A 15878-nucleotide genomic window follows, 5' to 3' on the forward strand; every position below is an offset into this window, starting at 1 on the left:
ATGAGCACCAACCCCGACAAGTACGTCGAGGCACTCCGGTCGTCCCTCAAGGAGATCGAGCGGCTGCGCCGGCAGAACGAACAGCTGGTGGCGGCAGCGGTGGAGCCCATCGCGGTCGTCGGCATCGGCTGCCGTTTCCCCGGCGGCGTCGCCTCCCCGGAGGACCTGTGGGAGCTGGTCGCCGAGGGCCGCGACGTCGTCGGGCCGTTCCCGCAGGACCGCGGCTGGGACCTGGAGAAACTGGCCGGCGGCGGCGAGGGCGGCAGCCTCGCCCAGGTCGGCGGCTTCGTCGACGACGCCGCCGGCTTCGACCCCGGCTTCTTCGGCATCTCCCCGCGCGAAGCGGTCGCCATGGACCCGCAGCAGCGCATCCTCCTGGAGATCACCTGGGAGGCCCTGGAACGGGCCGGCATCGACCCGTCGACCCTGCGCGCCACCCCCACCGGCGTCTTCGTCGGCACCACCGGCCAGGACTACGGCGAGGTCATCAAGGCGTCCGACGAGGACGCCGAGGTCTACTCGACCACCGGCCACGCCGCCAGCGTCATCTCCGGCCGGCTCTCCTACACCCTCGGCGCAGAGGGCCCGGCCGTCACCGTAGACACCGGCTGCTCCTCCTCCCTGGTCGCCCTGCACTGGGCCGTCCAGGCCCTGCGCGGCGGCGAGTGCACCATGGCCCTGGCCGGCGGCGCGTCCATCATGGCCACCCCCGGCCCGTTCGTCTCCTTCACCGCACAGAGCGGACTGGCCGCCGACGGCCGCTGCAAACCGTTCTCCGACCGGGCCGACGGCACCGGTTGGGGCGAGGGCGCCGGCATGCTGGTCCTGATGCGGCTCTCCGACGCCCAACGCGAGGGCCGGCCGGTGCTCGCCGTGCTCCGCGGCTCCGCCATCAACCAGGACGGCGCCTCCAACGGCCTGACCGCCCCCAACGGCCCGTCCCAGCAACGCGTCATCCGCGCCGCACTGGACAGCGCCCACCTCACCGCCGCCGACGTCGACGCCGTCGAGGCGCACGGCACCGGCACCACCCTCGGCGACCCCATCGAGGCCCAGGCACTCCTGGCGACCTACGGACAGGACCGGCCGCGGCCCCTGTGGCTCGGCTCGGTGAAGTCCAACATCGGCCACACCCAGGCCGCCTCCGGCGCCGCCGGCGTGATCAAAATGATCATGGCGTTGCGGCGCGGGATACTGCCGCGCAGCCTGCACGCCACCGAACCGACCACCGACGTCGACTGGACCACCGGCGCCGTCAACCTCCTCGACGAGGCGGTCACCTGGCCCGACACCGGACGCGCCCGCCGCGCCGCCGTCTCCTCCTTCGGCATCAGCGGCACCAACGCCCACCTCATCCTCGAACAGGCCCCCACCACCCCCGAGCCGCCCACCACCGAACCCACCGTCCGCCCCGCCGTCGTCCCGTGGCCGCTCTCCGCCCGCACCGCCGCCGCCCTCGACGCCCAACGCGCCCGCCTCACCACCCACCTCGCCGGCACCCCCGACGCCGACCCCCTCGACATCGGCTACGCCCTCGCCGACGGACGCACCGCCTTCGAGCACCGCACCGTCCTGCTCGCCGACGGCACCGAACTCGCCCGCGGCACCGCCGACGAGGGCCTCTCCGCCGTCCTCTTCTCCGGCCAGGGCTCCCAGCGCCTGGGCATGGGACGCGAACTCCACGCCCGCTTCCCGGTGTTCGCCGCGGCCTTCGACGAGATCGCCGCCCTCCTCGACACCCACCTCGACCGCCCGCTGCGCGACGTCGCCTGGGGCACCGACGCCGACCTGCTGAACGAGACCGGCTGGGCGCAACCCGCCCTGTTCGCCGTCGAGGTCGCCCTGTACCGCCTGGTCGCCGCCCTCGGCGTCACCCCCGACTTCGTCGGCGGCCACTCCATCGGCGAACTCGCCGCCGCACACGTCGCCGGGGTCCTCTCCCTGGCGGACGCCTGCACCCTCGTCGCCGCCCGCGCCCGCCTCATGCAGGAGCTGCCGCGCGGCGGCGCCATGCTCGCGGTCCGCGCCACCGAGGACGAGGTCCGGCCCCTCCTCACCGACACCGTGTCGCTCGCCGCCGTCAACGGCCCCACCGCCGTCGTCGTGGCCGGCACCGAGGACGCCGTCGCCGCGATCGGCGCACACTTCGCCGCCCAGGACCGCAAGACCACCCGGCTGCGGGTCAGCCACGCCTTCCACTCGCCGCTCATGGACCCGATGCTGGCGGACTTCCGCGCCGTCGCCGCGGGCCTCACCTACCACGAGCCGCGCATCCCGGTCGTCTCCAACCTCACCGGCACCATCGCCGCCGTCGCCGACCTGTGCACCGCCGACTACTGGGTCCGCCACGTCCGCGAGGCGGTCCGCTTCGCCGACGGCGTCACCACCCTCACCGCCCGCGGCGTCACCACCCTCGTCGAACTCGGCCCGGACGGCGTGCTGTCCGCCATGGCCCAGGAATCCCTCCCGGACGGCGCCGGCGCCGTACCGCTGCTCCGCAAGGACCGCCCCGAAGAGCTCTCCGCCGTCACCGGCCTGGCCCGCGCCCACGTCCGCGGCGTCACCGTCCGCTGGGCCCGCCTCTACGACGGCACCGGCGCCCGCCACACCGACCTGCCCACCTACCCCTTCCAGAACCAGCGCTTCTGGCCGACCCCGGCCCGCACCGCCCAGGACGTCACGGCCGCCGGACTGGGCGACGCCGACCACCCGCTGCTCGGCGCCACCGTCGAACTCGCCGACGGCGCCGGCTACTTGTTCACCAGCCGGCTCGCCGTCCGGTCCCACCCCTGGCTCGCCGACCACGGCGTCCAGGGCCGGGCCCTGCTGCCCGGCACCGCCTTCGTCGAACTGGCCGTCCGTGCCGGCGACGAGGCCGGCTGCGACCGCGTCGAGGAACTGACCCTGGCCGCCCCCCTGGTGCTCCCCGAACACGGCGGCGTCCAACTCCAGGTCCGGGTCGGCGCCCCCGACACCACCGGCCGCCGCACCCTCGGCATCTTCTCCCGCCCCGCAGACGGCTTCGACCTGCCGTGGTCGCAGCACGCCACCGGCGTCCTGACCACCGGCGCCGGCGCACCGGACTCCGCCTTCGACGCCACCGTCTGGCCGCCCACCGGCGCCGAACCCGTCGACCTCACCGGCGCCTACGCACGCCTGGCCGGACTCGGCTTCGCCTACGGCCCCGCCTTCCAGGGCCTGCGCGCCGCCTGGCGCCGCGGCACCGAGGTGTACGCCGAGGTCGCCCTGCCCGACGACGCCGGCACCGACCCCGCAGCCTTCGGACTGCACCCGGCGCTGCTGGATGCCGCCCAACATGCCGCCGCCTACGCCGACCTCGGCGCGATCAGCCGCGGCGGCCTGCCGTTCGCCTGGCAAGGAGTCGCACTCGCCGCCGCCGGCGCCACCACCGTCCGCGCCAGGATCGCCCCGGCCGGCGAGGACACCGTCACCATCGCCGTCTACGACACCGCCGGCGGCGCCGTGCTGTCCGTGGACTCCCTGGTCTCCCGCGAGGTCCCCACCGACGCACCCGGCGCCACCGTCACCGTCCACCGCGACTCCCTCTTCCACGTCGAGTGGACCCCGCTCGCCGGCCGGCCCGCCGCCACCCCGGCCGCCGTCGCCGTCCTCGGCCCCGACCCGGCCGCCCTCGCCGACACCCTCCGCGCCACCGGCATCCGGACCACAAGCCACCCCGACCTGCCCGCCCTCGCCGCGGCCGACGGGCCCGTCCCCGACCTGGTCATCACCACCCCGGCCATCACCGACCTGGCTGCCGCCGTCCCGGACTCCGCACACACCACCACCGCGGCCGTCCTCGACCTCGCCCAACAGTGGCTCGCCGACGACCGCTTCGCCCACGCCCGCCTGGTCCTCGCCACCCGCGGCGCCACCGACGGCACCGACCCCGCCGCGGCGGCCGCCGGCGGCCTGCTCCGCACCGCCCGCACCGAGAACCCCGGCCGTTTCGCCCTCCTCGACCTCGACCCGGACACCGACCAGCCCGACCCCGAAGCCCTGACGACCGCTCTGGCCGCCACCCACGACGAACCCGACCTCGCCCTCCGCGGCACCGAGGTGCGCACCGCCCGCCTGTCCCGCGTCCCCCACCCCACCGCACCCACCGACTGGAACCCGGACGGCACCGTCCTGATCACCGGCGGCACTGGCGGCCTGGGCGCGGTCCTCGCCCGCCACCTGGTCACCGCCCGCGGCGTCCGTCACCTGCTGCTCGCCAGCCGCCGCGGCCCGACCGCCGACGGCGCCGACGACCTGATCACCGAACTCACCGGGCACGGCGCCACCGCCCGCATCGCGGCCTGCGACGTCACCGATCCGGCCGCCCTCACCGACCTGCTGGCCACCGTCCCCGACACCCACCCGCTCACCGCCGTCATCCACACCGCCGGCGTCGTCGACGACGGCGTCCTGGACTCCCTCACCCCGGAACGACTGGCGACCGTCCTCCGACCGAAGGTGGACGCCGCCTGGCACCTGCACGAGGCCACCCGCCACCTCGACCTGGACGCCTTCGTCCTCTTCTCCTCAGTCGCCGCCACCCTCGGCAGCCCCGGACAGGCCAACTACGCCGCCGGCAACGCCTTCCTGGACGCCCTCGCCGCCCACCGCGCCGCCGCCGGCCTGCCAGCCACCTCCCTCGCCTGGGGCCCCTGGACCCAGAGCGTCGGCATGACCAAGAGCCTCTCCGACCTCGACGTGGAGCGCATCGCCCGCTCCGGCATGCCACCACTGACCCTGGACCAGGGCACCGCCCTGTTCGACGCAGCCCTGGCCGCCGGACCCGCCGCCCTCGCCCCGGTCCGCCTGGACCTGCCCGTCCTGCGCACCCAGGGCGAGATCGCACCCCTGCTGCGCGGCCTGATCCGCACCCCCGTAAGCCGCGCCGCCGCCCAGGTCTCCCAGACCGCCGACGGCCTCGCCCAGCGGCTCGCCGGCCTCGACGCCGCCGCCCGCCGGGAGACCCTCCTGGACCTCGTCCGCACCCAGATCGCCCAGGTCCTGGGGCACGCGGATGCCACCGAGGTGGAAGCCGGCCGCCAGTTCCAGGATCTCGGCTTCGACTCGCTCACCGCCGTCGAACTCCGCAACGCCCTCAACACCGCCACCGGCCTGCGGCTGCCCGCCACCATGGTCTTCGACTACCCGACGCCGCTCGCCCTCACCGACCACCTCCGCGACGAACTCCTCGGCACCGCAGAGGAGTTGGTCCCCACCGCCCCGACCTTGACCCGGACCGGTACCACCGACGACCCGATCGTCATCGTCGGCATGGCCTGCCGCTACCCCGGCGGTGTCGCCTCCCCCGAGGACCTGTGGCGCCTGGTCAGCGAAGGCGCCGACGCCACCGGCCCGTTCCCGGTCAACCGCGGCTGGGACCTGGACAACCTCTACGACCCCGACCCCGACCGCCCGGGCCGCACCCACGTCCGCGCCGGCGGCTTCCTGCACGACGCCGGCGCGTTCGACCCGGACTTCTTCGGCATGAGCCCGCGCGAGGCGATGGCCACCGACTCCCAGCAGCGCCTGCTGCTCGAACTCTCCTGGGAGGCCGTCGAACGGGCCGGCATGGACCCCCGCTCCCTGCGCGACAGCCGCACCGGCGTCTTCGCGGGCGTCATGTACAACGACTACGGCACCACCCTGACCGGCGACGAGTACGAGGCGTTCCGCGGCAACGGCAGCGCCCCGAGCGTCGCCTCCGGCCGTGTCTCCTACACCCTCGGCCTCGAAGGCCCGGCCGTCACCGTGGACACCGCCTGCTCCTCCTCGCTGGTCGCGCTGCACTGGGCGGCGCAGGCGCTACGGGCGGGGGAGTGCTCGTTGGCGTTGGCCGGTGGTGTGACGGTGATGTCCACCCCCAGCACCTTCGTGGAGTTCTCCCGGCAGCGCGGTCTGGCTCCCGATGGCCGCTCAAAGGCGTTCGCCGATGCGGCTGACGGTGTGGCGTGGTCGGAGGGCGTGGGGATGCTGGTCCTGGAGCGCCAGTCGGACGCGGTCCGTAACGGTCACGAGATCCTGGCCGTGGTGCGGGGTTCGGCGGTCAATCAGGACGGTGCGTCCAACGGCTTGACGGCGCCCAATGGTCCGTCCCAGCAGCGGGTGATCCGTCAGGCACTGGCCAGCGGCGGCCTGTCCACGGCCGACGTGGACGTGGTCGAGGCGCACGGTACGGGAACGACGCTCGGTGACCCCATCGAGGCCCAGGCGCTTCTCGCCACCTATGGGCGCGACCGCGACTCGGCGCACCCCCTGTGGCTCGGTTCGGTCAAGTCCAACATCGGGCACACCCAGGCAGCGGCCGGTGTCGCGGGTGTCATCAAGATGGTGATGGCGATGCGGCACGGCGTGCTGCCGCAGACCCTCCATGTCGATGCCCCGTCCTCGCACGTCGACTGGAGTGCCGGCGCCGTCGAACTCCTCACCGCGGAGACTGCCTGGCCGGAGACCGACCGCGCCCGCCGGGCCGGCGTCTCCTCCTTCGGCATCAGCGGCACCAACGCCCACGTCGTCATCGAACAACCCCCGGCCGTCGCCCCCCGCCCGCCGGCGACCAGCACTCGCCCCGTAGAGGAACTGCCGGCCGCCCCCTGGGCACTGTCCGCCAAAACCCCCGACGCCCTGCGCGACCAGGCCGCCCGCCTCCTCGCCCACGTCGAGACCCACCCCGAACTGCGCCCCGTCGACATCAGCTACTCGCTGATCACCGCCCGCACCGCCTTCGACCACCGCGCCGTCGTCCTCGGCGCCGACCGCACCGAGGCCCTGCGCGCGCTCGCCGCCCTCGCCGCCGGCGAGCCGGACCCGGTCGCCGTGACCGGCACTGCGACCACCGGCCGTACCGCCTTCCTCTTCTCCGGCCAGGGCTCCCAACGACTTGGCATGGGCCGCGTCCTCTACGAGCGCTTCCCCGCCTTCGCCGAAGCCCTGGACACCGTCCTCACCGTCCTCGACGCGGAACTCGGCCACCCCCTCCGCGACATCATCTGGGGCGACGACGCCCAACTCGTCGACCGCACCGGCTACACCCAACCCGCCCTGTTCGCCGTCGAAGTAGCGCTCTTCCGGCTGCTGGACAGCTGGCGCGTGCGGCCGGACTACGTGGCCGGCCACTCCATCGGCGAGATCGCCGCCGCGCACGTCGCCGGAGTCCTCTCCCTGGAAGACGCCTGCCGCCTCGTCGTCGCCCGCGCCATGCTCATGCAGTCGCTGCCCGAAGGCGGCGCGATGCTCGCCGTCCAAGCCACCGAGGACGAGGTCCTGCCCCTCCTCACCGACGACGTGTCGATCGCCGCCATCAACGGACCCACCTCCGTCGTCGTCTCCGGCCACGAGGAAGCGGCGCTCGCCCTCGCCCGGCACTTCGCCGACCGGGGCCGCCGCACCACCCGCCTACGCGTCAGCCACGCCTTCCACTCACCGCTGATGGCACCGATGCTGGACGACTTCCGCGCGGTCGTCGACGGCCTCACCTTCGCCGCCCCCGCCCTCCCCGTCGTCTCCAACCTGACCGGAGAACTGGCCTCCGCCGACGCACTCCGCTCCGCCGACTACTGGGTCCGGCACGTCCGCGACGCCGTCCGCTTCGCCGACGGCATCCGCACCCTCGCCGACCACGGCGTCACCACCTTCGTCGAACTCGGTCCGGACAGCGTGCTGTCCGCCATGGCCCAGGAATCCACCCCCGAAGGCGCCACCACCGTCCCGCTCCTGCGCAAGGACCGGCCCGAGGAACAAGCCGTCATCGCCGCGCTCTGCCACCTCCACGCCCTCGGCATCGAGGCCGACTGGCCCGCCACCTATGCCGGCGCCGACGCCACCCGCGTCGACCTGCCGACCTACGCCTTCCAACACCGCTGGTTCTGGCCCACCGCCCGCCCCGCCCGCCCGGACGACGTCCGCGCCGCCGGCCTCGGAGCCCCCGAACACCCACTCCTCGGCGCGGCCGTACACCTCCCCGACGACGACGGTGTCCTCTTCACCGGCCGCCTCTCGCTGCGCACCCACCCGTGGCTGGCCGACCACACCGTCCTGGGCACCGTCCTGCTCCCGGGCACCGCACTGGTGGAACTCGCCATCCGCGCCGGCGACGAGACCGGCTGCGGCCACCTCGAAGACCTCACCCTCGCCGCCCCCCTGACCCTCCCCGAGGACGGCGCCGCCCAACTCCAGGTCCGCGTCGGCGCCGCCGACGCCACCGGCCGCCGCACCGTCACCGTCCACGCCCGCCCCGACCACACCGCCGACGCCACCTGGACCCTGCACGCCACCGGTGCACTCACCACCGTGGCCCCCGACACCCCGCCGTTCGACACCACCGTCTGGCCGCCCGCCGACGCCGAATCCCTCGCCACCGACGACTGCTACGCACACTTCACCGCCGTCGGCTTCACCTACGGCCCCGCCTTCCAGGGCCTACGGGCCGCCTGGCGCGCCGGTGACGTCCTCTACGCCGAAGTGGCCCTACCGGAATCGGCCACCGACGACGCGGCCGCGTTCGGCCTGCACCCCGCACTCCTCGACGCCGCCCTGCACCCCGCCCTCCTCACCGACGACCGCGCCCCCGGCCTCCCGTTCTCCTGGGAAGGCACCACCCTGCACGCCTCCGGCGCCACCGCACTACGCGTCCGCCTCGCCCCCGCCGGCACCAACGGCCTGTCCGTCACCGCCACCGACCCGGCCGGCAACCCCGTCGCCACCGTCAGCCGTCTGCTCGCCCGCCCCGTGGACGCCGAGCAGCTGACCACCGACGCCCCCCACACCCGCGACGCGCTCTTCCAAATGGCCTGGACCCCGGTCCCGCTCCCCGACACCGGCGATCCCACACCGCTGGCCCTCCTGGGCCCGGACACCGCCCCGCTCGCCGACGCCCTCGGTGACCAGGCCACCACACGGTACGCAACCCTCACCGACCTCCTGGCCGCCGACACCACCCCACCCACCACCGTCCTCGCGCCCCTCGGCGCAGCGCCCGACAGCGACACCCCGCACTCCGCCCACGCCCTCACCGGCACCGCGCTGGCCCTCGCCCAACAGTGGCTCGCCGACGACCGGCTCGCCGACTCCCGCCTGGTGTTCGTCACCCACGGAGCCGTCGCCACCGACGACGCACCCGCCACCGACCTGGCCGCCGCCGCGGTCTGGGGCCTGATCCGCTCCGCACAGACCGAGAACCCCGGCACCTTCGGCCTCCTCGACCTCGGCCCCGACACCGTCCCCACGACCACGTTCATCCGCGCCCTCACCCTCGACGAACCCCAACTCCTCCTCCGCGACGGCCGCGCCCACGCCGCCCGCCTCACCCGCACCCCCGCCCCCACGACACCCCACACGAGCACCAGCACAACGCCCCCCGCGCCGTGGTCCGCGGACGGAACGGTGCTGGTGACGGGCGGAACCGGTGGTTTGGGCGGTGTGGTCGCCCGGCATCTGGTGCGGTCGTACGGCGTCCGGCATCTGCTGTTGACCAGCCGTTCGGGGATGCGGGCGGTCGGTGCGGCCGAGTTGGTCGCGGAGTTGGAGTCGTCGGGTGCGCAGGTGTCGGTGGCGGCGTGTGACGTCGCTGACCGGCATGCGGTCGAGGAGCTCGTTGCCGGTGTTCCGGCCGGGCGTCCGTTGACGGCCGTGGTGCACACGGCGGGTGTGTTGGATGACGGAGTGGTGGGCTCGTTGACGCCGGAGCGGTTGGCTGCGGTGTTGCGTCCGAAGGTGGACGGTGCCTGGAATCTGCATGAGGCGACGCGCGGTACGGACCTGGGCGCCTTCGTCGTCTTCTCCTCCGTGGCGGGCGTGTTCGGTGGTGCCGGGCAGGCCAACTACGCGGCGGGGAACGCGTTTTTGGATGCGCTGGCGGCGCATCGCGCGTCCGCCGGTTTGCCTGGCGTGTCGTTGGCGTGGGGTGCCTGGGACCAGGGCGTGGGAATGACGGCAGGTCTGGAGGACCGCGACATCCGTCGTGCCGCCGAGTCCGGGATGCCCTTGCTGACCGTGGACGAGGGGCTGGCGCTCTTCGACGCGGCGTTGACCACCGGCAGTGCGGCCCTGGTCCCGGTCCGCCTGGACCTGACCGCGCTACGCAACCAACCCACCATCCCCCCACTCCTCCGCGGCCTCGTCCGTACACCACTGCGCCGCACGGCAGCGACCCCCCTCGCCCTCGGCGCGGACACCGGACTCGCCCAGCGGCTCGGCCGGCTCGACCACGCCCAGCGCCACAACGCACTGCTCGACCTCGTCCGCAGCAGTGCCGCGCTCGTCCTCGGGCACGCCGACGGCAACGCCATCGACGCCGAACGCGCCTTCCGCGACCTCGGTTTCGACTCACTGACGGCCGTCGAACTCCGCAACCGCCTGCGCACCGTCACCGGCCTGCACCTGTCGGCCACCATGGTCTTCGACCACCCCACCCTGTCCGCCCTCGCCGAGCACCTACAGACCGAACTGTTCGGAGTCGCCGAGAGCCGGACCCCGGTCCAGGCCCAGGCGCTTCCGCCGACGGCGGACGACCCGATCGTGGTGGTGGGCATGGCCTGCCGCTACCCGGGTGGTGTCGCCTCGCCCGAGGACCTGTGGCGCCTGGTCAGCCAAGGCACCGACGCCATCACCGACTTCCCGGCCAACCGCGGCTGGGACCTGGACAACCTCTACCACCCGGACCCCGAGCACCTGGGCACGTCCTACACCCGCTCGGGTGGATTCCTGCACGAGGCGGGGGAGTTCGACCCGGACTTCTTCGGGATGAGCCCGCGCGAGGCACTGGCGACCGACTCCCAGCAACGTCTACTCCTGGAGTCCTCCTGGGAGGCGATCGAGCGGGCCGGCATCGATCCGCTGACCCTGCGTAGTAGCGCGACGGGTGTGTTCGCCGGCGTCATGTACGGCGACTACGGGAGCATTCTGGGCGGCAAGGAGTTCGAGGGCTTCCAGGGCCAGGGGAGCGCGGGCAGCGTGGCCTCCGGCCGCGTCTCCTACACCTTCGGCTTCGAAGGCCCGGCTGTCACCGTGGACACCGCCTGTTCGTCGTCGTTGGTCGCGCTGCACTGGGCGGCGCAGGCACTGCGGGCGGGGGAGTGCTCGTTGGCGTTGGCCGGTGGTGTGACGGTGATGTCCACCCCCAGTACCTTCGTGGAGTTCTCCCGGCAGCGGGGCCTGGCTCCCGACGGCCGCTCCAAGCCGTTCTCCGAGTCCGCGGACGGCGTCGGCTGGTCCGAGGGCGTCGGGATGCTGCTGCTGGAGCGCCAGTCGGACGCGGTCCGCAACGGTCACGAGATCCTGGCCGTGGTGCGGGGTTCGGCGGTGAACCAGGACGGTGCGTCCAACGGCTTGACGGCGCCCAACGGTCCGTCCCAGCAGCGGGTGATCCGTCAGGCACTCGCCAGCGGCGGCCTGTCCACGGCCGACGTCGATGTGGTCGAGGCGCACGGTACGGGAACGACGCTCGGTGACCCCATCGAGGCCCAGGCGCTCCTCGCCACCTACGGCCAGGACCGTGCGGTGGACCGGCCGCTGTGGCTCGGTTCGCTCAAGTCCAACATCGGGCACACCCAGGCAGCGGCCGGTGTCGCCGGCGTCATCAAGATGGTGATGGCGATGCGGCACGGCATGCTGCCGCAGACCCTGCACGTCGATGCCCCGTCCTCGCACGTCGACTGGAGTGCCGGCGCGGTCGAACTCCTCACCGAGCAGACCGCCTGGCCGGAGACGGGCCGCGCCCGCCGAGTCGGCGTCTCCTCCTTCGGCATCAGCGGCACCAACGCCCACGTCATCCTGGAACAACCGACGCTCGTCGAGAGCCCGGCCGCGGAGCCGACCGGCCCCGAACCTGCCGTCGTCCCGCTGCCGCTGTCCGGAAAGTCCCCCGAAGCCCTGCGTGACCAGGCCGAACGCCTTCTGGCCGCCCTGGCCGAGCGGCCCGCGCTGCGCCCGCTCGACCTCGGCTACTCGCTGGCCATGACCCGTTCGGCGTTCGACCACCGTGCAGTGGTCCTCGCGACCGACCGTGCCGAGGCGGTCCGGGCACTGACGGCGATCGCTGGCGGTGACGCAGACACCTCCGCCGTCGTCGACCGCACCCGGACGGGTCGCCTCGCGGTGTTGTTCTCGGGTCAGGGGTCGCAACGTCTGGGTATGGGGAGGGAGTTGTACGTCCGTTTCCCGGTGTTCGCGCAGGCGCTGGATGCCGTGGTTGCTTGCCTGGATGCCGAGCTTCATGCCCAGGTCGGCTTGCGGGAGGTGATGTGGGGCGACGCCGCAGATCTGTTGAACGAGACGGGTTGGACGCAGCCCGCCCTCTTCGCCGTCGAAGTCGCCCTCTACCGACTGATTGAGAGTTGGGGCGTTCGGCCGGATTTCGTGGCCGGCCATTCCATCGGTGAGGTCGCTGCGGCGCACGTTGCCGGCGTGCTGACGCTGGAGGATGCCTGCCGTCTGGTGGCGGCCCGTGCTTCGCTGATGCAGGCACTCGCCCCCGGCGGCGCGATGCTCGCCGTCCAGGCAACGGAGGAGGAGGTCACCCCGCACCTCACTGACGAGGTGTCGATCGCGGCCGTCAACGGGCCGACTTCGGTGGTCGTATCGGGTGCGGAGAGCGTCGTCGTTGAGATCGGGGCGCGATTCGAGGCCGAGGGGCGCAAAACGACCCGGCTGCGGGTCTCGCACGCGTTCCATTCACCGCTGATGGCCCCGATGCTGGACGCATTCCGCGCGGTGGCGGAGGGACTGTCCTACACCGCCCCGACCCTCCCCGTCGTATCGAACCTGACGGGTGGACTGGCATCAGCTGACGCACTCGGCTCCGCCGACTACTGGGTGCGCCACGTCCGTGAAGCGGTCCGCTTCGCCGACGGCATCAGCGCCCTGGAGAACGCAGGCGTCACCACGTTCCTGGAACTGGGACCGGACGGCGTGCTGTCCGCCCTGGCCCAGGAGTCGCTCACCGGCGATGCCGCCACCGTCCCGGTCCTCCGCAAGGACCGCGACGAGGAGACCTCCGCGCTCACCGCACTCGCCCACCTCCACACGGCCGGAATCCGCATCGACTGGTCGGCGCTCTTCGCCGGCACCGGAGCGGCCCGCGTCGACCTGCCGACGTACGCCTTCCAACACGCCACCTACTGGCCCACCGGCACCCTGTCCACCGCGCACGCCGCGGCCGTCGGCCTCACCGCCGCCGAGCATCCGCTGCTGAACGGTTCGGTCGAACTCGCCGAAGGTGAAGGGGTGTTGTTCACCGGGCGTCTGTCGCTTCAGTCACACCCGTGGCTGGCCGACCACGCCGTCATGGGCCAGGTTCTGCTGCCCGGCACCGCGCTGCTGGAATTGGCCTTCCGGGCGGGCGACGAGGCCGGTTGCGACCGCGTCGAGGAACTGACGCTCGCCGCACCGCTCGTCCTGCCGGAGCGCGGCGCGGTACAGACCCAGGTCCGGGTCGGCGTCGCCGACGACACCGGCCGCCGCACCGTCACCGTCCACTCCCGGCCCGAGCACGCGACCGACGTGTCGTGGACCCAGCACGCCACCGGCACCCTGACCACGGGCGCCACCCCGGCCGGCACCGGCTTCGACGCCACCGCCTGGCCGCCCGCCGACGCCGAAGCCCTCACCACCGACGACTGCTACGCGCGCTTCACCACCCTCGGCTTCGGCTACGGCCCGGTCTTCCAGGGCCTGCGGGCTGCCTGGCGCGCCGGCGATGTCCTGTACGCCGAGGTGGCCCTGCCAGAGTCCATCGGCGACGAGGCGACCGCCTTCGGCCTGCACCCCGCGCTGCTCGACGCCGCCCTGCACGCCTCCCTCGTCGCCCACGAGGGCGAGGAGAGCAACGGCGGACTCCCGTTCTCCTGGGAGGGCGCCACTCTCTACGCGACCGGCGCCACCGCACTGCGCGTCCGGCTGACCCCGACGGGCGCCGACGGTCGGTCCGTGGCCATCGCGGTGGCTGACACCGCCGGCCGTCCGGTCGCCGCCATCGACAGGCTCGTCTCCCGCCGGGTCTCCGGAGACCAGTTGAACGGCGCCGCGGGTCTCGCCCGCGACGCCCTGTTCACCCTGGACTGGAACCCCGTACCGGAGAACACGGGCGGGTACGACACCGGCGGGCACAACACCCACGACCACCAGGACAGCCGGCACGCCGCGACCACTGTCGCGCTGGTCGGCGCGGACGGCACCGGACTGGTCGACGAACTGACCGCCGCCGGCATCCACACCACGACCCACCCCGACCTCGCCACCCTCGCCACGGCCGACGCCGACGTTCCGGACACGGTCCTCATCACACTCACCGGTACCGGTACCGGAACCGAGTTCGCGGCCGGATACGGGACGGGGACCGGCGCACCGGACGCGCCCGCCTCCTCCCCGGCCGAGGCCGCCCACGCCCTGGCCACTGACGCACTCGCCCTCGTCCAGGAATGGACCGGACAGGGACGCTTCGCCGGATCCCGTCTGGCGTTCGTCACGACCGGGGCGGTGGCCGCCGGCGGTACCGACGTCACCGACGTGGCCGCCGCCGCGGTCTGGGGCCTGGTCCGCTCCGCCCAGTCCGAGGCGCCGGACACCTTCGTCCTCGTCGACCGTGCACCCGGCGCGATCGGCACGCCCGACGACGCTGCCGCCGCCGACCGGGGACATCTGCTCGTACGGGCGCTGCACACCGGTGAACCGCAGATCGCACTCCGTGACGGCAGCGTGCTCGCCGGACGCCTGGCCCGGGTCGCCGCGGACGCCGCCCTCACACCGCCGGCCGACCCGGCCTGGCGGCTCGACAGCACGGCCAAGGGCAGCCTCAACGGCCTCGCCCTGGCCCCGTACCCGACGGCGCTGGCCCCGCTGACCGGTCACGAGGTCCGCGTCGAGGTTCGGGCCGCGGGCCTGAACTTCCGGGACGTCCTCAACGCGCTCGGTATGTACCCTGGCGACGCGGGGTTGTTCGGTTCGGAGGCGGCCGGTGTGGTCGTCGAGGTCGGGCCGGACGTCACCGGTCTCGCCCCCGGCGACCGCGTGATGGGCATGATCACCGGTAGCTTCGCCTCGCTCGCCGTGGACGACGCCCGCCGCCTCACCCGCCTACCCGAGGACTGGTCCTGGGAGACGGGCGCTTCTGTGCCGTTGGTGTTTCTCACCGCCTATTACGCCCTGAAGGAGTTGGGTGGTCTGCGGGCGGGGGAGAGGGTGCTGGTGCACGCGGGTGCCGGAGGTGTCGGGATGGCTGCGATCCAGATCGCCCGGCATCTTGGTGCCGAGGTGTTCGCCACGGCCAGTGAGGGCAAGTGGGAGGTGCTGCGTTCGCTGGGTGTGGCCGACGACCACATTGCCTCCTCCCGGTCCCTGGACTTCGAGGCGGCGTTCGCCGAGGTCGCCGGAGCCGACGGCCTGGACGTCGTACTGAACGCGCTGTCGGGCGAGTTCGTCGACGCCTCGATGCGGCTGCTCGGCGACGGCGGGCGCTTCCTGGAGATGGGCAAGACCGACATCCGCCCCGCGGACTCCGTCCCCGACGGCCTCTCCTACCAGTCCTTCGACCTTGCCTGGGTGGTGCCGGAAACCATCGGCACCATGCTGGCCGAACTGATGGACCTCTTCCGCACCGGCTCACTGCGGCCGCTCCCGGTCCGCACCTGGGACGTCCGGAACGCCAAGGACGCCTTCCGCTTCATGAGCATGGCCAAGCACACCGGCAAGATCGTGCTCACCTTGCCCCGCGCCTGGCAGGCCGGGGGAACGGTGCTGGTGACGGGTGGTACCGGTGGTCTGGGCGGGGTGTTGGCCCGGCATCTGGTGCGTTCGTGTGGTGTGCGGCATCTGCTACTGACCAGTCGTTCTGGGATGGGGGCGGCTGGTGCGGCCGAGTTGGTCGC

At 73.4% G+C, this 15878-nt stretch carries 1 protein-coding gene (running past one end of the window); it reads left to right on the plus strand.

The window, feature by feature from the left end:
* Positions 1-15878, plus strand: the beginning of a protein-coding gene (locus ACFVT2_RS23495; protein ID WP_390021006.1) for an SDR family NAD(P)-dependent oxidoreductase. It continues 17332 nt past the right edge of the window; only the first 15878 of its 33210 coding nucleotides appear in the window; the start codon lies at positions 1-3; its stop codon lies off the right edge, out of view.

Source organism: Streptomyces sp. NPDC058000 (assembly GCF_042886435.1).
Taxonomy (GTDB): Bacteria; Actinomycetota; Actinomycetes; order Streptomycetales; family Streptomycetaceae; genus Streptomyces.